This window comes from Prescottella sp. D32, assembly GCF_037287305.1.
Classification (GTDB): domain Bacteria; phylum Actinomycetota; class Actinomycetes; order Mycobacteriales; family Mycobacteriaceae; genus Prescottella; species Prescottella equi.
The window spans coordinates 54085-73792 of sequence record NZ_JARBSW010000002.1 but is presented as its reverse complement, the minus strand read 5'-3'; the positions used below and the strand labels follow the sequence as shown (position 1 = coordinate 73792).

The following is a 19708-nucleotide window of genomic DNA, read 5'->3' as shown; positions in this document are numbered from 1 at the left end:
GCAACGCATACCGGAAGTCGAGGTGCCGCCTTGCATCACCAGCCGCCCGTCCATCGTTCGATCGACCCGGCCGCCGCAGTCGTGCCCGAGGTCCGGCCCCGCCTGCGCTGGCGCGACGTGCCGGTCGACGGGCGCACCGTGCCGTACGGGATCGCGGGGTCGGGTACTCCGGTGCTGTTCCTGCACGGATTCGGGCTGGCGCCGCGCACCTACGCCGCTGCCGTGGAGCGGTTGGCCGCCGTCGGCGTGCGCGTGTACGCGCCCGCGCTGCCCGGCTTCGGTGGCACCGGCGCCCTGCCGCACCGCGAGCACGGTTTCGCGGGTTACGGCCACTGGGTCGCCCGCTTCCTCGACGCGGTCGGCATCGACGAACCCGTCCCGGTGGTCGGTCATTCGTTCGGCGGCGGCGTGGCGCTGGCGTCCGCCCACGCGCGCGTCGACCGGGTGTCGCAACTCGTGCTCGTCAACTCCGTCGGCGGCGGCGCGTGGTCCCCGAGCGGCACCGTCCGCGAGATCCGGCACCGGCCGCTGTGGCGGTGGGGTGCGTCCGCGCTCGCCGACGCGGTCCTCACGGGAACCCCGGGGTCGGCGATCGCGTCCATCGCGGGCGCCAGCCTGCGCAACGCGGTACGGGATCCGGCCGCGCTGTGGCGGATCGGGGAACTGGCCCGGTCCGCGGATCTGCGTGCCGAAGCCGAGCAGGTCGTCGACCGCGGCGTACCGGCCACACTGGTGTGGAGCAGTGGTGACACCTTCATTCCCCGCGCAAGTTTCGAGTCGTTGCGAACTGCGCTGCGAGAGCCGCAGGTGCACCGGGTCGCCGGCTGCCACGGCTGGTTGATCGGGGACCCGGACGGCTTCGGCCGGGCGATGGGCAGTGTCCTGCTGTCGACGACGAGTGCCGCGGCCTGACGGCCTGTGCGACGCTGGGGCGATGACCGAGTCATCCGCGCAGGCGTCCGGAAGTGTCCGTCCCACCCGACTCGAACGCGTCGCCACTGCCGGTGGCGCCGAGGTCGCCGTGCTCACCCTGGACAACGGGCCACTGAATCTCTTCGACCAGGCGATGTTCGACGCCGTCGTCGCCGACATCGCAGACCTCACGGCGCATCCGCCGCGGGCCGTGCTGCTGCGGGCCGAGGGGAAGGTCGTCTCCGGGGGTGTCGACGTCCACGTGTTCGACGGGTTGACGCCGGAGCAGGGAAGCGAGCTTTGGGAGTCGTTGTTCGCGCGCATCTGCCATCCGATCGAGGCGCTGCCGTGCCCTGTGGTGTTCGCGGCGCACGGGCTCACGCTCACCGCGGCATTCGAGATCGCGCTCGCGTGCGACATCGTCGTCGCCGGACCGAAGGCCCGGTTCGGGCTGGTGGAGACGGTTGTCGCCCTCACTCCGTCGATGGGTGGCCCGCAGCGGCTGGCCGAACGGGCCGGCTCCGGCCGGGCCCGGGAACTGGTGATGACCGCCGACCTGTACGACGCGCCCACCCTGCGTGAGTGGGGTGTCGTGAACTACGTGCACGAGGACGTCGACGCGCAATCGCGAGCACTCGTCGAGCGACTCGCGAACGGCCCGACCCGTGCCCACGCCGCGACCAAGAAGATCGTCGCCGCCTGGAGGGCGGGCGGTGTGACGCACGCGGATTCGGTCACTCCGGAGGTGTCGGGCGAACTGTTCGACACCGACGACCTGCGCCGGGCGGTCCGTAGTTTCCTCGACGTAGGACCCGGGCACGCGACCTACACCGGCCGGTGAGGCCGGCCGGTGCCGCGTGGTTCGCTCGCCACTTCTGTGACGCGGGTCATATAGTCGGGGCCAAACCGACCCGGTGGAGGTGGCAATGGCGTCGCTGCTCGAGTATCCGGCCGTCGCGGACCCGTCGCTCGGCGGCCGCATGGTGCGCCGTGCCGACGGCCTGCTCCACTACACCGGGCTGACGCCGTGCCTCACCGAACTGCTGGACATCTCCGCGCACCGGTACGGCGGGCGCGAGGCCGTCGTCGAGGCGGGCGGCGGGCCGCGGCTCACCTACGCGCAGTTGTGGACGTCGGCGTCCCGAGTCGCCGGCGGTCTGCTCGAGCAGGGAGTCGGCATCGGTGACCGGGTCGGGGTCCGGATGCCGAACGGCGTGCGATGGGTGCAGGCCTTCCTGGGAGTGCTGCTCGCCGGCGGTGTGCCGGTGCCGGTGCACCCGGGACACGGGAGCCGGCAGCTCCGGCACGTTCTCGCGGACAGCGGCTGTCTGCTGGTGCTCGACGGTGAACTCCCCAGCGGCACACCCTTCATCGACGACGGCGCGTCGCCCCCCGACACGGCGCTGCTGTTCTACACCGGCGGGACGACCGGAGCCCCCAAGGGCGTCGAACTGAGCCACGAGAACGTTCTGTCCACCGTCGAGGCGGTGATCGGTTCGTGGGCCGGCGGGGCGGACGGGGTCCGGCACGCGGTGGCGTTGCCGCTCAGTTCGGCGGCCGCGTGTGTCGCGCAGTTGCTGCCGACCCTGGTGGCTGGCGGGACCGTCGTTCTCGCTCCCGAGTTCGACGCCGACAGCGTGCTGTACGCGATCGAAAGCGAAGGTATCGAACGTCTTTCGGCTCCCGCTCCGTTGTGCCGGGAGGTGGCACGCGTCTCCTCGGCCCGTCTCGGGCGGCTACGGGTCCTGGCCCACGACGACGAGTTGCTGTCCGGGGCCACCCTGCGCCTGTTGCGCGAGCGTTTTCCCGCCGCGGACGTCGTCTCGGGCTGGGGGATGACCGAGACCGGCGGTGCCGGGCTCGTGGTCCAGATGAGTTCGGGTGCCGATCGCCCCGAATCGCCGCACGGGGGAATGGAGTTCGCGGTCGCCGGCTCGGAGGACGGGATCGGCGAGTTGTGGTGCCGGGGGCCGAGCGTGATGCGTGGGTACTGGGGCGACCCCGCAGCCACAGCGCGCACGATCGCCGGGGGATGGCTGCACACCGGCGACGTCGTACGGATGGGCCGGGGTGGCGAGGTCCGGCTCGTCGGTCGGGCGGCGGATGCAGTCGAGATCCCGCGTGGGGTGGTCTACAGCCGTGAGATGGAGGCTGTCCTGCTGGACTTCCCGGGAATCGAGGAGGCCGTCGTGGTCGGAGTGTCGACGCCACGGGGACCCGACCTCGCGGTCGCGGTGGTGCCGGCGCCGGGCGTCGCGCTCGATCTCGACGCGGTCCGGGAGTACCTCGACGGCCCCCTCGGGCACCGTCTGCCGCCTCGGCTGTGTGCGCGTGTGCGGCACCTGCCGCGAGGATCGACCGGACGGGTCGATCGGCCGTCGGTGCGCGCGTGGTTGGAGAATTCGTGTTCCACGACGAAGGGAAACGCAGATGTCGGATGAGGTTCTCCTCGAGCGCCGGGGGCGGGTGCTGGTCATCACGATCAATCGCCCGCAGGCCCGCAACGCGATCAACGGTGCGGTCAGCCGGGGCCTGGCGGCGGCGGTCGACGAGCTGGACGAGGACGACGGTCTGTCGCTCGCGATCCTCACGGGAGCGGGCGGAAACTTCTGCGCCGGTATGGATCTCAAGGCGTTCGTAGCCGGTGAGAACATCGTGGCTCCGGGCCGGGGGCTCGGCTTCACGGAGTCGCCGCCGCGCAAGCCGATCATCTCGGCGGTCGAGGGCTACGCGCTCGCGGGCGGTACCGAGTTGGTGCTCGCCACCGACCTGGTGGTGGCCTCGCGTGAGGCCCGTTTCGGTATCCCCGAGGTCAAGCGCGGGTTGGCCGCCGGTGCGGGAGGGCTCCTGCGTCTGCCTCAGAGGATTCCGTATCAGAAGGCGATGGAGTACGCGCTCACCGGCGACCCGTTCACCGCCGAGGAGGCCGCCGCATACGGTTTCGTCAACACGCTGACCGAACCCGGCGGTGCACTCGCCGGCGCCCTCGCGTTGGCGGACCGGATCACCGCCAACGGGCCACTCGCCGTCGCGAAGACGAAGGAGGTACTCGTCCGATCCGGCGAGTGGGCCGCCGACGAGGCGTTCGCCCGGCAGCTCGAGGTGATCGGGCCGGTCTTCGGTTCCGAGGACGCGCGCGAGGGTGCCACCGCATTCGCGGAAAAGCGCGCACCCGTGTGGAAGGGGCGTTGACGATCGTGGGCGTGACACCTTTCGCGGAGCTGCACATGCACATCGAGGGTGCGCTGGGGCCGGAGCTGATCTTCGCGCTGGCCGAGCGCAACCGCATGCATCTTCCCTACAGCGGGTTGGCCGACCTCGAGTCGCGCTACGAGTTCACCGACCTGCAGTCTTTCCTCGATCTGTACTACGCCAACATGGCGGTGCTGCGGACCGCGGAGGATTTCGCCGACCTCACCCGCGACTACCTGCGCCGCGCCGCGGCGGCCGGGGTGCGGCACGCGGAGATCTTCTTCGACCCACAGGCGCACGTCAGTCGCGGTGTCCCCCTCCAGGAGGTGCTCGACGGCCTGCTCGATGCGCTCGACTCGAGCGAGCGCGAATTCGGAGTGAGCAGCGGTCTGCTCGCGGCCTTCCTCCGAGACCAGCCGGTGCACGACGCCGAGGAGACGCTCGGGGAACTGCTGCGCCTGCGAGCGCCGCTACTCGGTGTGGGCCTCGATTCGGCGGAGGTCGGCTATCCGCCGACGCTGTTCGAGGACGTGTTCGCACGGGCGCGGGCCGAGGGCCTGCACGTGGTGGCGCATGCGGGGGAGGAGGGGCCACCCGAGTACATCTGGCAGGCGCTCGATCTGCTCGGCGCCGAGCGGATCGATCACGGCGTGCGCTGTCTCGAGGACCCGGCCCTGGTGGCGCGTCTGGTGGACGAGGAGATTCCGTTGACGGTGTGCCCGCTGTCCAACGTGCGCCTGCGCGTGGTGGATACGATCGACGACCATCCGCTGCGGACGATGCTCCGGGCCGGTCTGCGCGTCACCGTCAACTCCGACGACCCGGCGTACTTCGGCGGGGACGTCGGCGAGAACTTCGCTCAACTTCGGCGCGGAATCGGCCTCACGGACGACGAGGTCGAGACGTTGGCGCGGAACTCGATCGAGGCATCGTTCGCGAGTGATGCGAGAAAGGCGGAGCTGCTCGCCGTCTGACCGAGTGGCGCCGACGCCTGTCGGTGTCTCCGCAGACGAATGGGCCCGGCCACCTCGAGGTGGCCGGGCCCATTCCGTGATCGTGGCCGTCAGCGTCGACCGGTGACCAGCTTGACGAGGAACAGCAGAATGATCGCGCCGAACAGGCACGTGAAGAAGCTGAAGATCAAGCCGCCGCCCTCGACGTCGAGGAACGCGCTGAGAATGAAGCCACCGATGAGACCACCGACGATGCCGACGACGACGTTGAGGATGATTCCCATCTGTTCGTCGGTCTTCATGACCTTGCTGCCGATCCAGCCGGCGAGACCGCCGATGATGATCCAACCGATGATTCCGAGAGAGAGCATGGCGGTCCTTTCGAGATGAGGGCGGTCCGGGCCGGTCCGGGCACCCCCGACCGGCACCCGGACCAGGATTCGTCCGGCGCGTGTCTACTGCTCGGCGCGCTGGCGCGCTTCCTGCGCGGAGGCTTCGGCTCGGGCCTTCTCGGCCTCGGCTTCCTTCTGAGCGACCTCGCGCTGCGCTTCTGCCTTGTCCTGTTGGGCCTCGCCCTCGCGGCGCAGCGAGTCCTGTCCGGTCACGGCGCCGGCAACTTCCTTCACCTTGCCCTTGATGCCTTCGACGACGCCTTCGACGGCTTCAGCGGGCCCACTCTTGCGCTGTTCGGTCATCGCGGTTCCTTTCCCCTCGGGGAGTTGACGGTCGGGTGGATCGTTTCGGTCGGGTGGATCAGCGGGCCGCAGCGGCCGCCTTCTTCTCGGTGGGTTCGCCCTCGTTCGCGAGTTGCCCGCCGGAGTTCTCGAGGTGGGCGCGGACGAACCACTGGAACTTCTCCAGTTCCGCCGTCTGACCGATCAGCATGTCCTCGGTGATGGGATCGATCTCGCCGACCTTGCCGATCGCCTTCCGGTTGTCCTCGATCAGTCCGGTGTAGACCAGGTCGAGCGCCGCGAGGTGGGCCTGCGCGCTGTCGCGGCCGACCGAGTAGTCGTCCCACGACCGGTCCTTCTCGATGGCGCCCGGCGTGCCCTTGGGGGAGGCGCCGAGAGCGGCGATGCGCTCGGCCGCCGCGTCCGCGTACCCGCGGACCAGTTCCACCTGTGGGTCGATCATCTCGTGCACGCCGATGAAGTTGGGTCCGACGACGTTCCAATGGATGTGCTTGAGGGTCAGATGCAGATCGTTGTAGGCGCTGAGCCGGTTCTGCAGAGTCTGGGCGACTTCGGAGCCCTGTTCGGCGGTCAGTCCCGGAACCGTGAAGTTCGTCATCGTCTGTCCTTTCGTCCTCTCCAGGTATTCCCCTTCGCCGCGGGGTTCATGCATCCGATTCGCCGGATGCAACCCTTATTCGGAGAAGTGATGTTGTCGTCTCCAACCGTACTACAAAATCTATGTCGCGCACGGCAGATAAGTTGCCGCAGGTCGAGCGGGGTGTTCGGCCTGCTGGTCGAGCGTGCATCCCGGTGTCAAGATCGACCGATGACGAATGTCGACCAGGTGGCCGACGAGCTTTACGCGCTCGATCCCTCCGGCTTCGTCGCGGCCCGCACCACTCGGGTCGCGGAGGCGAAGGCGTCGAAGGACCGAGAGGCCGCCACCGCGATCGCCCGCCTGAAGAAGCCGACGGTGGTGGGGTGGGCTGTCAACCTCCTGGCGCGGGAACTGCCGGACGAGGTCGACGCCGTCCTCGCGCTGGGCGACGCACTCCAGAGGGCACAGCGCCGACTCGATTCCGAGACCCTGCGCGGGCTCACCGAGCAGCGGCAGCGGTTGGTGCGTTCGCTCACGACGCGGGCGCAGAAGCTCGTGCGCGAGCACGGCCGAGCGCTGAACGAATCTGCGCTGCGGGAGGTTTCGCAAACCCTGCACGCGGCGATGGCCGACCGCGAACTCGCCGACACCGTACGTCGAGGTCGATTGCTGGGCGCAGCCACCTACAGCGGCTTCGGCCCGTCCGGGCTCGAGGCCGTCGAGGACCGGCCCGAGTCGCATCCCGGCAACCGCGAGGGCGAGGGCGAGGGCGGGCGTGAGGCCGAGCGCGCGGCGGAGCGCGAGCGCGCGCAGCTCGCGGCGGCCGCGGCCCGGGCCGAAGCGGAGGCCGCACAGGAGGCGCTGTCGGCGGCCGAGGACGAGTTGGCGCGCATCCGGTCCGACGTGGCCGACGGGGAACGACGTCTGCAGAGCGTGCGACGTGAACTCGCGCAGCTCGAGGAGCGTGCGGAGTTCCTGACGCGAGCGGAGGTCGCGGCCGTGGACGCGCTCGCCACCGCACACGATGCCGCCGAGCACGCGGACCGGCGCGTTGCCGACGCGGACGCTGCGGTCGCCGAACTGCGCTGAGCGCCGTCGCTAGGATCTCGTGTCGTGACCTCGGAGAATGTGACGACGACGCCCGATGTCGCGGGCGCCCAGCGCCGGGTGCTGGCGGTGCTGGTGACCGCGCAGATCCTCAGCGGTGCCGGGCTCGCTGCCGGGATCACCGTCGGTGCCCTGCTCGCCCAGGACATGCTGGGCGGTACCGGGCTCGCGGGCGTCCCCAGTGCGCTGTTCACGATCGGCTCCGCCGCGGCGGCGGTGGCCGTCGGTCGGCTCTCGCAACGCCTCGGTCGCCGGGCCGGCCTGGCCGCGGGATACGGCGTCGGCGCCCTCGGCAGCGTGGGCGTGGTGGCCGCGGCCGCGGTCGACAACGTCGTGTTGCTGCTGATCGCGCTGTTCGTCTACGGGGCGGGGACGGCGACAAATCTGCAGGCGCGTTATGCAGGAGCCGATCTGGCCGAGCCCGCGCATCGTGGCCGGGCGGTGAGCACCGTGCTCGTCGCGACGACCCTCGGCGCCGTCGTGGGCCCGAATCTGGTGACGGTGATGGGCCGTGTCGCCGACGGCCTCGGAATCCCCGCGCTCGCAGGGCCGTTCATCCTGGCCGCCGTCGCGTACGCGGCGGCCGCGGCGGTGTTGTGGTCGATGCTGCGACCGGATCCCTTGTTGCTCGCCCGCGACATCGACGCCGCGGCGGGCGAATTCGTCTCGAGCGCCGCGGGCAGTGCGGACGAGGAGGCGGCGGCCCGGACCTGGAACCCGTCGGTGACCCTCGGAGCGACGGTCATGGTCCTCACCCAACTCGTGATGGTTGCGGTCATGACGATGACCCCGATCCACATGCTCCACCACGGTCACGGCACGGGCGCCGCAGGGCTGGTCATCGCGATCCACGTCGCGGCGATGTACCTGCCGTCGCCGCTGTCGGGACGACTCGCGGACCGGTTCGGCCCGCGTCCGGTCGCGGGCGCAGCCGCGCTGACCATGCTGGCCGCCGGTGTCACTGCCGCGGCGGCGCCGGCGGAGTCGGTCCTCGCGCTCGCGGTCGCACTCGCCCTTCTCGGCCTGGGCTGGAACTTCGGACTCGTCAGCGGAACCGCGATCATCACCGACTCCGTGCCGATCGCCACCCGCGCCCGCACCCAGGGGACCGTGGACCTCACGATCGCGATCGCCGGCGCCGGCGGCGGATTGACGTCGGGCATGGTCGTCGGAGCCGCGAGCTACGGCTGGCTGGCAATCCTCGGTGGGCTGGTCTCCCTGCTGATCGTCCCGGCGCTCGCGGTGCACGCGCGTCGGTCCTGAGGAACGCCGAAGGCGGCCGACCCTTTGCAGGGGCGGCCGCCTTCACTGTTCGCGTCGCGCGTCAGATGCGCTCGTAGATGGTGGCGTTCGCGGTGCCGCCACCCTCACACATCGTCTGCAGGCCGTAGCGGCCGCCGGTGCGCTGCAGGTGATGCACCAGCGTCGCGGCGAGACGTGCACCCGAACCGCCCAGCGGGTGGCCGAGGGCGATCGCGCCACCCAGCGGGTTCATCTTGTCCATCGACGCGCCGGTCTCGAGCTGCCACGCCATGGGCACCGAGGCGAACGCCTCGTTGACCTCGAAGGCGTCGAGGTCGTCGATCGACAGTCCCGACTTCTTCAACGCCAGCGCGGTCGCCGGGATCGGCCCGGTCAGCATCTTGACCGGGTCGTCGCCGGCGACGACGGCGGTGTGGATGCGCGCGAGCGGCGTCAGGCCCAGGGCCTTGGCCTTCTCCGAGGTCATCACCAGCACCGCGGCGGCACCGTCGGAGATCTGCGACGCGCTGCCGGCGGTGATGACGCCACCCTCGAGGAACGGAGACTTCAGCTGCCCGAGCTTCTCGGTCGTGGAACCGCGGCGGATGCCCTCGTCGGCGCAGAACACGGTGCCGTCGGCCAGCGTGAAGGGCGCGATCTCGGCGTCGAAGGCGCCGGCGTCCTGCGCGGCGGCGGCGCGCTCGTGCGAGGCCACCGAGTACTCGTCGAGCTGCGCGCGGGAGATGTTCCACTGCTGCGCGATCAGCTCGGAGCCGACGCCCTGGTTGAAGCGGCCGTTGAAGCCGGGCGCCTCGAGCTGCGCGGCGTAGCGCTCACGGGCCGGGCCGGCGGAATCGCCGGTACCGGGGACGTTCGAGGAGCCGAGCGGAACCGAGGTCATCATCTCGACACCGCCGGCGACGATGACGTCGGCCTGCCCGGAGATGACCGACGCGGCGGCCATCGAGATGGTCTGCTGCGACGAGCCGCACTGGCGGTCGACGGTCAGGCCGGGAACGGACTCGGGCCAGCCGGCGCCGAGGACGGCCATGCGGCCGATGTTGCCCGTCTGCATGCCGACGCTGTTGACGTTGCCCCAGTACACGTCGTCGACGATCGCGGGATCGATCCCGGTGCGCTGAGCGATCGAGCGGAGCACGTGGGCGGACAGCTCCACCGCGTGCACATCCGCAAGTGAACCCTTGCGCTTGCCGATGGGGGTACGTACTGCCTCGACGATTACTGCGTCACGCATGTCGCCTCACTCTCTCCGAAGGTAAGTGGATCGAGTGTAATCAGTTCAAGAAATGTGCTGATGACCGGCCGTCGGTAACGCCGTTCGTCACACTGCGACGCCGGCCCGGACGATCCGGCCGACCAGCGCGAGCACGTCCCGGTCACGCCCGGCGGGACCGATCACCGAGAGCCCCACCGGTAAGCCCCCTTCGGACCGCACCGGAACGGTGGCCACCGGCAGTCCGGCGACGGTCGCCACCGTGATCAGCAGTCCCGTGGTGCGCAGCGTGGCGGCGAGGTGGACGCTTCCGGGGTCGTCGGAGGACGACGGCGCCGCCGATCCCGTGGTCGGCAGCAGCAGCACCCGGGAGCCGAGGAAGTCGCGGACGGTCTGCGCGGCCCGGCGTACGTCGGCCAGGCTGCGGTCGTACGTGGACGCCGAAACCTTGGATGCGGCAAGGAAGTTCACCCGCGCCTCGTCCGTGACCGAACCGGTCGCGGTGGACACCCAGCCGCCGTACTGCTGCCACGCCTCGTATCCCTGTACGGCGACGACCGCGTCGTACCAGTCGGGCAGCGCGGCGATGTCGAGGTCCTCCTCGGTGAGCGGCGGCAGACCGGACCGCTTCCACTGCGCCAGCGCGGCACGCACCGCGGGCTGGACGTCGGCGTCGGCGACGGCGAGCAGTCCCGGCCAGGTGACGGCCGCGTCGAATTCGATCTCGGGTGCGGAGGGGAGGAGGGCATCGCCGACGGTGGCGAGTGTCGGCGCGTCGGCGCACACCCAGCCGACGTTGTCGAAGGTTCGCGAGAGCGGCATCGCCCCGGCCGTCGAGACCGCACCGTGCGTGGGGCCGAACCCGTACATCCCCTGGTAGGCGGCGGGGATCCGGATCGACCCGGTGGTGTCCGGACCCAGGCCGACGGTCGCCGTGCGGCGGGCCACCGCGGTCGACGCCCCGGACGTCGCGCCGCCGGGGACGCGTCCCGAGGCGGCCGCGTTCGGAGGCGTCCCGTACGACGTGTTGATTCCCGAGTGCCCGAACCCGAAGCCGACGGTCTGCGCGATACCGGCGACCGTCGCGCCTCCCGCGAGCAGACGAGCCACGCTGTCGGCCGTAGCGGTCTCCGTCGCCGCCTGACCCAGCCAGGCCGGGTTGCCGGCGCCGATGCGCTGTCCCTCGATCGCGAAGAGGTCGGTGACGGCGACGCGTAGGCCGCTCGTGGGGCCGGAACCGGTTGCGGGAACGAGTGGATCGCCCATGACCCGCCAGATCGACTTGTCTTCGGGGACGACGTTCCCGCCCGGCAGCGGCGGAACACCGGGATCCTCGGGTCCGTCACCGCAGCCCGCCGCCAGGGTGGCCCCGCCCGCGATCACGGCCACCGCGCTCGCGCGGAGGAACGCGCGGCGATCGAGTCGTGGTCGCTCCGGTCCGGTCGGCACATCGCTCAGACTAGCCATGCGCCGACCGGTAATTCGGTCGATCGAGGCCGTGTCAGGCCAGAACCTGTCGGAGGTAGGCGTTGTCGAACGTGCGCGCGGGGTCGTGCTTGTCGCGCACCGTGCAGAAGTCGTCGAAGCGTGGGTACGTCGGACGCAGATCGTCGGCGGTGCGCCCGTGCATCTTGCCCCAGTGCGGGCGACCGTCGACAGCGCGCGCGATCGCCTCGACCGCGTCGAAGTACTCGCGGTGATCGCGCCGGTGGTACTGGTGCACCGCGATGTACGCGCTGTCACGACCGTTCGCGGTCGACAGCCACACGTCGTCGCCGGGCGCGAAGCGCACCTCGACGGGGAACGCGATGTTGCAGCCGGACCGATCGAGCCAGGTCGAGATCTCCCGCAACGTGTCCTTGACGGTCTCGACCGGCACCGCGTACTCCATCTCGCGGAAACGCACCCGGCGCGGCGACGCGAACACGTGGTAGCTGCGGTCGACGAACTGCCGCGCCGACAGCGCGCGCGCCGAGATCTGGTTGATCTGCGGAATCGCCGCCGGGAAAGCCGTGGTGATCCGGTTGATGCCCTCGAAGAGCGTGTTCGACATCAATTCGTCGTCGAGGAAGCCACGGATCCGGCTCACCGGTTCCAATGGTGTGTCGCCCGGGAGTCGGGTGTTGCGTTTCGTCAGTACGCGATTGGTGTGCGGGAACCAGTAGAACTCGAAGTGGTCGACGGTCGCGAGATCGTGTTCGAGTCCGTCGAGTGTGTCGTCGAGCCGGGCCGGGCCCTCGACCGCGCGCAGCGCGTAGGCCGAGGTGACCGCCAGGTCGAGCTTGGTGATGATGCCGAACGCGCCGAGCCCGATGCGGGCGGCCTGGTAGAGCTCGGGATTCTCCGTCTCCGAGCAGTCCGCGACGGTGCCGTCGGCGAGCACGATCTGCAGTCCGCGGATCAGCGTCGCCAGGCCGCCGAAGCGGGCGCCGGTTCCGTGGGTGCCGGTCCCGAGAGCGCCGGCGATCGACTGCACGTCGATGTCGCCGAGGTTGATCATCGCCAGCCCGCGCTCCCACAACTGCTCGTTGAGGCTGCGCAGACGTGTCCCGGCCAGCACCGTGGCGACCGGGCCTTCCGGCGTCTGCCGGACCGACTCGATGCCACAGATGTTGTCGAGGCTGACGAGGACGCCGTCGGTGACGGCCACCCCGGTGAACGAATGGCCCGCCCCCACGGCTTTGACGCGTAATCCCTGCTCGGTCGCCTGCGCGACCAGCGTGCTCAGTTCGGCTACCGATCGAGGGGTCTCGAATCGGTGAGGTGTCGACGAGTGGGTCCCCGCCCAGTTGCGCCACGTGTCCTGTGCCATTCCCGCAACTATTCACCTGGACGAGCGTCCAGGCAAATGAGACACGAAATTTCGTCTCCGGGTTTTACGATCATGGGATGTTGAATCGGCTTCCAGCGGAAGAGCGCCGCGCCCAGCTCGTCGAAGCGGCGTTGAACATTGCCGAACGGGGTGGCATTGCGGCAGTGACGATCCGTGCCGTGGCCGAGGAGGCGGGGGTCTCACTCGGGGTGGTGCACTACTGCTTCGAGAGCAAGGAGGCGCTGGTCGCGGCCATGGCCGAGAGTCTGGTGCTGCAGCTCAGCGGGGGCATGCGCGAGGCGTTCGCGTCGGTGTGGGACACACAGGAACTCAGCGGACTCCGCGACCTGCGCGAGGTGCTGCACACCGGCCTGACCGGCATGTGGCCCCTGATCGAGGCCACGGCCGATCGTCAGTTGCTCACCTACGAGATCACCGCCTACGCGCTGCGCCATCGTGCGGCCGGCGCGCCGCTCGCCGGGAGCGTCGCCGACGAGCAGTACCGGGTCATGGACATCGAGGCCACCGTGTTCCTCGAGGAGAGCGCGCGGCGGACGGGTTGCACGTGGACCGAGCCGGTGGAGGCGATCGCGCGTTTCGCGCTCGCCGTCATCGACGGAATCGTCCTGCGCTGGCTGGTCGATCGCGACAGCGCCGCGATCCTCACCGAACTCGACGACCTGGTTCGCATCGTCGGCAGCAAGGCCGTCGAGGCGGGTACGGACCTGGACAATCGTTCAGGGGAGTGATCGACTGATCCGGACGCCTGCCTCCCGTGTGTTCGACGGGACCGACGAACGGAACTGATGTGACTGCGACGATCGACCGTCTCAACGCCGCGACCGCGAGCCTCGATCCGCCCTTGGCGGCCCTCGATCTCGCGACGTTGCGTACGAACGCGGAAGACCTGGTGCGGCGCGCGGAGGGTACGCCGGTACGGGTCGCGAGCAAGTCGGTGCGGTGCCGAGCCGTCCTCGAGATCGCGCTCGGCTCCGGCCTGACCGCGTCGGGCGGCTTCCGGGGCATCATGGCGTACTCGCTGCGGGAGGCCGTATGGCTGGCGCGGCAGGGCGCGGAAGACGTGCTGATGGGCTACCCGACGGTGGATCGGGGCGCGCTCGCCGAACTCGGTTCCGACAGCGCACTGCTCGGACGCATCACGCTCATGGTCGACGACGTCGCGCAGCTGGACCTGATCCGCGACGCGGTCGGCTCCGCCGGTGTGCGGCCGAGAATCTGTCTCGACGTCGACGCCTCGCTGCGGCTCGGACCGGCGCACCTCGGGGTGCGGCGGTCGCCGCTGCGTGAGCCGGGCCAGGTGGCCCGGCTCGCCCGGACCGCGGCCGATCGGGGATTCGCCGTCGTCGGTGTCATGTTCTACGAGGCACAGATCGCCGGTCTACCCGACACCAGCTTCGCGGTGCGGATGGTGAAGAAGGCGTCCGCGGCCGAACTGTCCACGCGGCGAACGGCTGTCGTCGACGCCGTCACCGCAGAGGTCGGGCGGCTCGAGATCGTCAACAGCGGTGGGACCGGCTCGATCGAGGTGAGTTCGGCCGATTCGGTCGTCACCGAGGTCACCGCGGGCTCCGGCCTGTACGTGCCGACCCTGTTCGACCGCTACCACTCGTTCAGGCCGCGACCGGCCATGTTCTTCGCGCTGCCCGCGGTCCGGAAGCCGACCCCGAAGATCACCACGCTGTTCGGCGGCGGCTACATCGCGTCGGGTCCCGCGGGGAAGACGCGCGTACCGGCGCCGGTGTGGCCGACCGGATTGACGTTGCTGCGCAACGAGGGCGCCGGCGAGGTGCAGACCCCGGTGACGGGCGCCGCCGCAGCCGAACTCGCCGTCGGGGACCGGGTGTGGTTCCGGCACGCGAAGGCCGGCGAGCTGTGCGAGCGCTTCACCCAGGTTCACCTCGTGGACGAGGACGGGCGCGCCACGGCGACCCCGACCTACCGCGGCGAAGGAATGAGCTTCGGCTGACCCGGTGACTCGCGGTCGCGGTCCCCGGCCGGCTCGGGCGCCAATCGCAGGAAGGCGCCCAGTTCGGCGAGGGCGGTGGGGGTGGGCGGCAGGTAGTGCGTGAACGTGCGCGAGCGCACGACGATCGCGCACCACTTGGCGCGCGACACCGCGACGTTCAGCCGATTGCGGGACAACAGGAACGACATCCCGCGAGGAGCGTCGGTGGCCGTCGACGCCGTCATCGACACGAGGACGAGCGCCGCTTGACGTCCCTGAAACTTGTCGACGGTTCCGACGAGGACATCGGTGAGTCCTGCGGCCGCGAGATCCTGCCGGAGCCGTGCAACCTGCGCGTTGAAGGGAGCGACGACGAGGACGTCGGCCTGGCCGAGCGGCCGGGTGCCGGCGAAGTCGCTCGGATCGGTCCAGGCTCGGCCGAGAAGTTCCCGGATCCGGGCGACGATCGCCGCGGATTCCTCGGGGGAATCGGTCGATCTGCCGTCGTGCTCGACGATCTCGACGTGCACTCCGGGGTCGAGACCCGCGAGGCGTCGCGCGGTCGTCACCGTCTCCTCCGAGTGGAGCCGGCCCTCGTACGACAGCTGGGAGACCCGCTCGCACAGCGCGGGATGCATGCGCCACGTCCGTTCGAGGAAGTAGCCACGGTCGCGGGGCAGCGAATCGCGGCCCGCGGCGAGCCAACCCAGTGCGGACTCGTCGACCGGCTCCGGATGGGTGCCCTGGCTGACCTGCGGAAGTTGCTGCGGGTCCCCGAGAAGGAGCAGATTGCGGGCGGCCGCGCTCACCGCGATCGTGTTCGCGAGCGAGAACTGTCCGGCCTCGTCGATCACCAGCAGATCGAGGCTGCCGACCGGCACGCGGCCGGAATGCGCGAAGTCCCAAGCCGTCCCGCCGATCACGCAACCGGCGGTGGCGTCCGCGAGGAAGCGGGGGTACTCGGTGGTGGGGAGGGCGGTCCACCGGTGGCCCGGCGCGGCGTCGGCCTTCTTCGCGACCATCGAGCCGTCGAGCCCCGCGTCGACCACGGCATCCAACATGTTCTCCACCACCGAGTGAGACTGGGCGACCACACCGATCCGCCATCCGTGTTCGGCGACGAGAGACGCGACGACCCGCCCCCCGGTGTACGTCTTGCCGGTACCCGGCGGCCCCTGCACCGCGAGGTACGAGTCGTCGAGATCGACGAGCGCGGTGGCGATGGCGGTCGCCGGGTCGCACCCCGCGATCGCCGGCAGTCCGGATCCGCTGCGCAGCCGCGGAGGAACCCGGCGCAGGACGTCCGTTGCCGCGTTCGCGGGTGACACGGGCAGGGCCGACGCCATGGCCCCCGCGAACTCCTCGACGGCGCGGTCGATCCGGGCCGTCGCGACCGGGTGCCCCGGGGCGAGCGCCATCGGTGTGGCGTCGTATTCGACGTCGCCGGTGAGTGTCTCCTCCACGACCACGACGTCGTCGAAGTCCGCGTTCGTGTCCACCGACGACACGACGGCCGTCGACCACGCGCGCCCGCCAGGGTGTTCCGAGGTCTTGGCTCCCGGCACCGGCCGCTCGTACAGCGGGAACATTTCGGCGCCGGGTCGTATCGTGCTGCCGGTGCCGAAGGTACCGGTGAGCCGGACGTGTCGGCGCAGCTTCCGTTGTCGGGACGTGCTCTTGTGCCAGCCCTGCACCACTTCCGCGTGGTCGACGACAAGCACGTCCCGGATGTCGGGCCAGTCGTCCACCGGTTCGGTGAGTCGCGCGAAATGCGCCCACCAGAACGGTTTCCGCTCGCGCCGGTGATACCCGACTGCGGCGGCCGCGAGCGCCGCAGCCTGTTGCTCGCCGGTCCGGGCCGAGGCCGGTCCCTCACCGGCGAAACGGCGCAGGACGCGTTCGGCGGCGCTGTCCTCTTCGGGCTCGGACGCGGGAGGCGTGATTTCGCGTGAGTGGGGCGAGATGCCGTGGTCGGCGGCACGGGCCAGCAGCCAATTGCGCAGTTCCCGGGTGGAGACGCAGTCGTCCTCGTTGTAGTCGCGGATCTCACGGAGCACGTCGGCGGCGTCGTCCGGCCGACCGAGATCACGCAGATCGCAGTAGCGCGCGTACGCGACGACGGAGTCGGCCGCGGTCGTCACGTCGTTGTCGCGCAGGTCCTCTCCCAGGTACAGCGGCTCGAGCTTCTTGATGCTGTACGACCGTTCGCCGATCCGAAGCGACGCGCGGACGATCGGATAGAGGTCCACGAGGATCCCGGCGCGCAGCAACTCGTCGACCTCCTCCTCGCCGACGCCGTGACGCCCGGCCAGGCGCAGCAGCGCCGACTTCTCGTATGCCGCGTAGTGGTAGACGTGCATTCCGGGATGCGCGATGCGTCGCGCCCGGATGTATTCGAGGAAGGCGGACAGCGCATTTCGCTCCTCGGCTCGATCGTGCGCCCAGAACGGACGGAACAGCGGCGCGCCGCCCGCCGTGGGCTCCTCCAGGACACCGAAGAGGTACTCCAGGCCCCACTCGGCCTCACCGGGCTCCGCCCACAGTGGATCGCCCTCGAAGTCGAAGTAGATGTCGCCCGGATCGGGTGGCGGCAGCGCGGCGAGCGCGGCGGCATCGAAGATCTCGTACTCGGCGGTGCCCGACGTCTCCTGGCGAAGTTGGAGGGCGGCCTGGGACCGCAGGGTGTCCAGCGTCGCCGCGGACAGGCCCGGGACGGGTGCGTTCCGGGTAGCCAGCGCGTCGATCGTGGTCACGCCACCTGACACGAGCTTGTCCCGCGTGGCCACGCGCATGCCCGCCACCAGCAGGGGATCTCGACGACTCTCGATCTCGCGGGCACACGTCTCGCACCGGCCGCACGCCGAGAACCGGTCGTCACCCCACGCGGCAGGGGCGTCGTCGGCACGGTGCTCGTCGAGGACTCGTTGCAGCGCCGCCCGACGTGCCCGGTACACCGGGACGAGATCGGCCAGCGCGTGCACCGAGTCCGAGCCGTCCCCGAGCAGCAGATGCACTTCTCTCGCGGGACGGACACCAGCGGCGTCGAGCGCGTCGGCATACGCCGCCAACTGGAGCAGCGCGGAAACCTCGACGCGGCGCGACAGTTTCGCGTCGTACACCGTGTACGTGCCGTCGTCCCCGTGCTCGTCCTCCCGGACCAGGAAATCGCAGAACCCGAGGAACCGTCCGTCGAAGAACGTGCCCTGATGGATCACCGGTGCTCCCGCGACGGCCGCGGCGATCGTGTCGCGGTGGGCGTCGTACAACCCGGCGGCCGTGAACTCGGGCCGGGCGATGGTCTCGATCCGCCCGTGGCGGGCAGCGAACTCGTCGAATACCCGGCGTTCGTGTGCCGCGCCGAGTCGCGACGCGCGCTCGAGCACGGGATCGGCTATCGGCTCTGGTGACCCGGTGGCGAACCCGAGCAGCCCGTCGAGCCGGCGCAGCAGTGCGAACTCGCACGCGGCCGCCGCAGTCAGGTCCCCGGTGCTGTACACGATTGCGTCGCCCTGCAGGAACATCGCGCTCCCTCCCCGGTCGGTTCGGGCGATTGTGTCACCACGCACCGACAGGTGGGGGAGGGGCGCGCGGACGCGCGAACCGTGCCGGGACAATGGACCCATGCCGTTCTTCACCGGGGCTACCGGACAGATCCACTACCGCCGCTGGCCGCTCGCCGGGGATCGTCGGCCCCGGGCCGGAGTGGTGTTCCTGCACGGAATGGGCCAGCACACCGGGCACTACCACCGGTTCGCCGCACGACTCGCACACCACGACATCGAGATGTGGGGCCTCGACCAGGCCGGGCACGGGCTGTCCGAGGGGACCCCCGGCGCGCCCGGACTTCTCGCCGATCTGGCGGACGACGCGGCCCGGCTGACCGAGTCGGCCGTCGCCGATCGGCCGGGTCTGCCGTTGGTGGTGATGGGGCATTCCCTCGGTGCCGCGGTGGCCGTGACCCTGCTTCGACGCGGCCGTGCGCCGTTCCGCGCGGCCGTGCTGTGCGGAACACCCAAGTCGGTTGTGCAGCACCGCGAGACGTCGGATTTCGCGGATCCGGGGTTCCCGGTGCTCGTGGTGCACGGCATCGACGACCGGCTGGCCCCGATCGACGGCGTCCGTCCGTGGGCGGCGGGGGTGCCCGGACTCGAACTGCGTGAATACGCCGACGCCGGCCACGACCTGCTGCACGAAAAGATCCACCGCGTCGTCGCCGACGACGTCGCGGCGTTCGTCGTCGACGCTACCGTGGGCTGATGGACACCCCACAACTGCTGTCCGCGTTACGCACTCAGGGCGACCTGCTGGCAGACACCCCGACCGAGACACTCGCGGAACCGGTTCCGACGGTGCCGGAGTGGACCGTCGAGCACGTGCTGCGGCACACCGGCAAGGTGCACCTGTGGGTCGCGGCGGCGCTGCGTTCGGACCCGCAGACGCCGCCGTCGGAGATCCGGCGGATCGGCGACATGCCCCGCGGACCGGAATGCGTCGCCGCCTACCGTGCGGCGCTGGACCTGGTGCTCGCGGAGTTCGATCGGCTCGGTGCCGATCGCATCGTTCCCACGATGGTCGGGCCCGCACCCGTCGCGTGGTGGGTGCGCCGACAGGCGCACGAGGTGGCGGTCCATCGAATCGACGTCTCCGACGCGATCAGCGCGGGTGGCGGGCCGGACGTGCCGCCGCTGGATCCGCAGGTGGCCGCCGACGGTGTCGACGAGTGGGTCTCGGTGTTCCTCGCTCGTCTCGCCGATGCGGGGCGCATGCCCGAGACCGTGAACGGCCACTCGATCCACCTCCACGGAACCGACGCGGTAGCGGCCGAGTGGTACCTCGAATTCGATGGCGGAACGGTCGCGGTGACTCGAGAACACCGCAAGGGCGACGTGGCGCTACGGGGGTCGGCGCAGGAACTGTTGCTGACACTGTGGCGCAGGCGGCCCCTGGACGGACTCGACGTCGTCGGCGACGCCGCTGTCGCCCGGGCGCTGCTGGGTGCCGCGGCGCTGTAGCGC

Annotated in this window: 18 protein-coding genes; 11 read left to right on the top strand and 7 right to left on the bottom strand. The window is 70.5% G+C overall.

What is annotated here, in order from left to right; translation table 11 throughout:
- Positions 1 to 30: 30 nt before the first annotated feature.
- From PSS76_RS09875 to PSS76_RS09855, 5 genes are all read left to right on the top strand, one after another.
- The gene (locus tag PSS76_RS09875) at positions 31 to 912 is read left to right on the top strand and encodes an alpha/beta fold hydrolase (protein WP_081185658.1); all 882 of its coding nucleotides are present in this window, start codon (positions 31 to 33) and stop codon (positions 910 to 912) included.
- Positions 913 to 934: 22 nt separating this feature from the next.
- A complete protein-coding gene (locus PSS76_RS09870; protein ID WP_013415423.1) occupies positions 935 to 1753 on the top strand; it encodes an enoyl-CoA hydratase/isomerase family protein in 819 nt (272 codons plus the stop codon).
- A gap of 85 nt (positions 1754 to 1838) precedes the next feature.
- Entirely contained in the window at positions 1839 to 3353 is a 1515-nt protein-coding gene (locus PSS76_RS09865; RefSeq protein ID WP_069856063.1) for a class I adenylate-forming enzyme family protein, read from the top strand.
- Positions 3343 to 4104, top strand: coding sequence for a crotonase/enoyl-CoA hydratase family protein (locus PSS76_RS09860; protein ID WP_005514407.1), 762 nt, complete (start codon positions 3343 to 3345; stop codon positions 4102 to 4104). Before PSS76_RS09865 ends, PSS76_RS09860 begins: the two co-directional genes overlap by 11 nt.
- A gap of 5 nt (positions 4105 to 4109) precedes the next feature.
- Complete coding sequence (locus PSS76_RS09855; RefSeq protein ID WP_258013374.1) at positions 4110 to 5078, top strand: adenosine deaminase; 969 nt, start codon at positions 4110 to 4112, stop codon at positions 5076 to 5078.
- Between the two features lie 89 nt (positions 5079 to 5167).
- Here PSS76_RS09855 and PSS76_RS09850 read toward each other — a convergent pair whose 3' ends face one another.
- The 3 genes from PSS76_RS09850 to PSS76_RS09840 all read right to left on the bottom strand — a co-directional run bounded on the left by PSS76_RS09850 (position 5168) and on the right by PSS76_RS09840 (position 6350).
- A complete protein-coding gene (locus PSS76_RS09850; RefSeq protein ID WP_005514402.1) occupies positions 5168 to 5428 on the bottom strand; it encodes a GlsB/YeaQ/YmgE family stress response membrane protein in 261 nt (86 codons plus the stop codon).
- Between the two features lie 84 nt (positions 5429 to 5512).
- Positions 5513 to 5752, bottom strand: coding sequence for a microaggregate-binding protein 1 (gene mbp1 / locus PSS76_RS09845; RefSeq protein WP_005514401.1), 240 nt, complete (start codon positions 5750 to 5752; stop codon positions 5513 to 5515).
- A gap of 58 nt (positions 5753 to 5810) precedes the next feature.
- Positions 5811 to 6350, bottom strand: coding sequence for a Dps family protein (locus PSS76_RS09840; protein WP_013415427.1), 540 nt, complete (start codon positions 6348 to 6350; stop codon positions 5811 to 5813).
- A 210-nt stretch (positions 6351 to 6560) separates the two neighbouring features.
- Between PSS76_RS09840 and PSS76_RS09835 the strand changes: the two genes are divergently transcribed.
- A complete protein-coding gene (locus tag PSS76_RS09835; protein WP_084968167.1) occupies positions 6561 to 7421 on the top strand; it encodes a hypothetical protein in 861 nt (286 codons plus the stop codon).
- Between the two features lie 24 nt (positions 7422 to 7445).
- On the top strand, positions 7446 to 8702 hold the full coding sequence (locus PSS76_RS09830; protein WP_201790086.1) for an MFS transporter: 1257 nt from the start codon (positions 7446 to 7448) through the stop codon (positions 8700 to 8702).
- Between the two features lie 61 nt (positions 8703 to 8763).
- On the opposite strand, the gene PSS76_RS09825 is transcribed toward PSS76_RS09830, so the two are convergent.
- The 3 genes from PSS76_RS09825 to PSS76_RS09815 all read right to left on the bottom strand — a co-directional run bounded on the left by PSS76_RS09825 (position 8764) and on the right by PSS76_RS09815 (position 12727).
- Positions 8764 to 9936, bottom strand: a complete 1173-nt coding sequence (locus PSS76_RS09825) for a thiolase family protein (RefSeq protein ID WP_084968166.1) — start codon at positions 9934 to 9936, stop codon at positions 8764 to 8766.
- Positions 9937 to 10023: 87 nt separating this feature from the next.
- On the bottom strand, positions 10024 to 11382 hold the full coding sequence (locus tag PSS76_RS09820) for an amidase family protein (RefSeq protein ID WP_236723310.1): 1359 nt from the start codon (positions 11380 to 11382) through the stop codon (positions 10024 to 10026).
- Positions 11383 to 11416: 34 nt separating this feature from the next.
- Complete coding sequence (locus tag PSS76_RS09815) at positions 11417 to 12727, bottom strand: D-arabinono-1,4-lactone oxidase (RefSeq protein ID WP_081185650.1); 1311 nt, start codon at positions 12725 to 12727, stop codon at positions 11417 to 11419.
- A gap of 77 nt (positions 12728 to 12804) precedes the next feature.
- On the opposite strand from PSS76_RS09815, the gene PSS76_RS09810 reads away from it, so the two are divergent.
- Both PSS76_RS09810 and PSS76_RS09805 read left to right on the top strand, forming a co-directional pair.
- Positions 12805 to 13476 (top strand): TetR/AcrR family transcriptional regulator, encoded by a 672-nt coding sequence (locus PSS76_RS09810; RefSeq protein WP_005514390.1) that lies wholly within the window; start codon positions 12805 to 12807, stop codon positions 13474 to 13476.
- Positions 13477 to 13535: 59 nt separating this feature from the next.
- Positions 13536 to 14714 carry an amino acid deaminase/aldolase gene (locus tag PSS76_RS09805; protein ID WP_081122825.1) on the top strand — a complete coding sequence of 393 codons (1179 nt, stop codon included), beginning with the start codon at positions 13536 to 13538 and terminating at the stop codon, positions 14712 to 14714.
- On the opposite strand, the gene PSS76_RS09800 is transcribed toward PSS76_RS09805, so the two are convergent.
- Entirely contained in the window at positions 14684 to 18214 is a 3531-nt protein-coding gene (locus PSS76_RS09800; protein WP_084968165.1) for a TM0106 family RecB-like putative nuclease, read from the bottom strand. The two genes, PSS76_RS09805 and PSS76_RS09800, sit on opposite strands and share 31 nt — an antisense overlap.
- 100 nt (positions 18215 to 18314) lie before the next feature.
- On the opposite strand from PSS76_RS09800, the gene PSS76_RS09795 reads away from it, so the two are divergent.
- Both PSS76_RS09795 and PSS76_RS09790 read left to right on the top strand, forming a co-directional pair.
- On the top strand, positions 18315 to 18950 hold the full coding sequence (locus PSS76_RS09795; RefSeq protein WP_084968164.1) for an alpha/beta hydrolase: 636 nt from the start codon (positions 18315 to 18317) through the stop codon (positions 18948 to 18950).
- Positions 18950 to 19705 (top strand): maleylpyruvate isomerase N-terminal domain-containing protein, encoded by a 756-nt coding sequence (locus PSS76_RS09790; RefSeq protein WP_064058089.1) that lies wholly within the window; start codon positions 18950 to 18952, stop codon positions 19703 to 19705. The genes PSS76_RS09795 and PSS76_RS09790 overlap by 1 nt, the downstream gene beginning before the upstream one ends.
- The last annotated feature ends 3 nt before the right edge of the window (positions 19706 to 19708 follow it).

What these genes read in the sequence shown, in the direction of transcription:
- PSS76_RS09790 (WP_064058089.1), top strand. Translation starts at nt 18,950, where the DNA reads ATGGACACCCCACAACTGCTGTCCGCGTTACGCACTCAGGGCGACCTG.
- PSS76_RS09865 (WP_069856063.1), top strand. Translation starts at nt 1,839, where the DNA reads ATGGCGTCGCTGCTCGAGTATCCGGCCGTCGCGGACCCGTCGCTCGGC.
- mbp1 (WP_005514401.1), bottom strand. Translation starts at nt 5,752, where the DNA reads ATGACCGAACAGCGCAAGAGTGGGCCCGCTGAAGCCGTCGAAGGCGTC.
- PSS76_RS09820 (WP_236723310.1), bottom strand. Translation starts at nt 11,382, where the DNA reads ATGGCTAGTCTGAGCGATGTGCCGACCGGACCGGAGCGACCACGACTC.
- PSS76_RS09840 (WP_013415427.1), bottom strand. Translation starts at nt 6,350, where the DNA reads ATGACGAACTTCACGGTTCCGGGACTGACCGCCGAACAGGGCTCCGAA.
- PSS76_RS09860 (WP_005514407.1), top strand. Translation starts at nt 3,343, where the DNA reads ATGTCGGATGAGGTTCTCCTCGAGCGCCGGGGGCGGGTGCTGGTCATC.
- PSS76_RS09800 (WP_084968165.1), bottom strand. Translation starts at nt 18,214, where the DNA reads ATGTTCCTGCAGGGCGACGCAATCGTGTACAGCACCGGGGACCTGACT.
- PSS76_RS09825 (WP_084968166.1), bottom strand. Translation starts at nt 9,936, where the DNA reads ATGCGTGACGCAGTAATCGTCGAGGCAGTACGTACCCCCATCGGCAAG.
- PSS76_RS09810 (WP_005514390.1), top strand. Translation starts at nt 12,805, where the DNA reads ATGTTGAATCGGCTTCCAGCGGAAGAGCGCCGCGCCCAGCTCGTCGAA.
- PSS76_RS09850 (WP_005514402.1), bottom strand. Translation starts at nt 5,428, where the DNA reads ATGCTCTCTCTCGGAATCATCGGTTGGATCATCATCGGCGGTCTCGCC.
- PSS76_RS09815 (WP_081185650.1), bottom strand. Translation starts at nt 12,727, where the DNA reads ATGGCACAGGACACGTGGCGCAACTGGGCGGGGACCCACTCGTCGACA.
- PSS76_RS09835 (WP_084968167.1), top strand. Translation starts at nt 6,561, where the DNA reads ATGACGAATGTCGACCAGGTGGCCGACGAGCTTTACGCGCTCGATCCC.
- PSS76_RS09870 (WP_013415423.1), top strand. Translation starts at nt 935, where the DNA reads ATGACCGAGTCATCCGCGCAGGCGTCCGGAAGTGTCCGTCCCACCCGA.
- PSS76_RS09795 (WP_084968164.1), top strand. Translation starts at nt 18,315, where the DNA reads ATGCCGTTCTTCACCGGGGCTACCGGACAGATCCACTACCGCCGCTGG.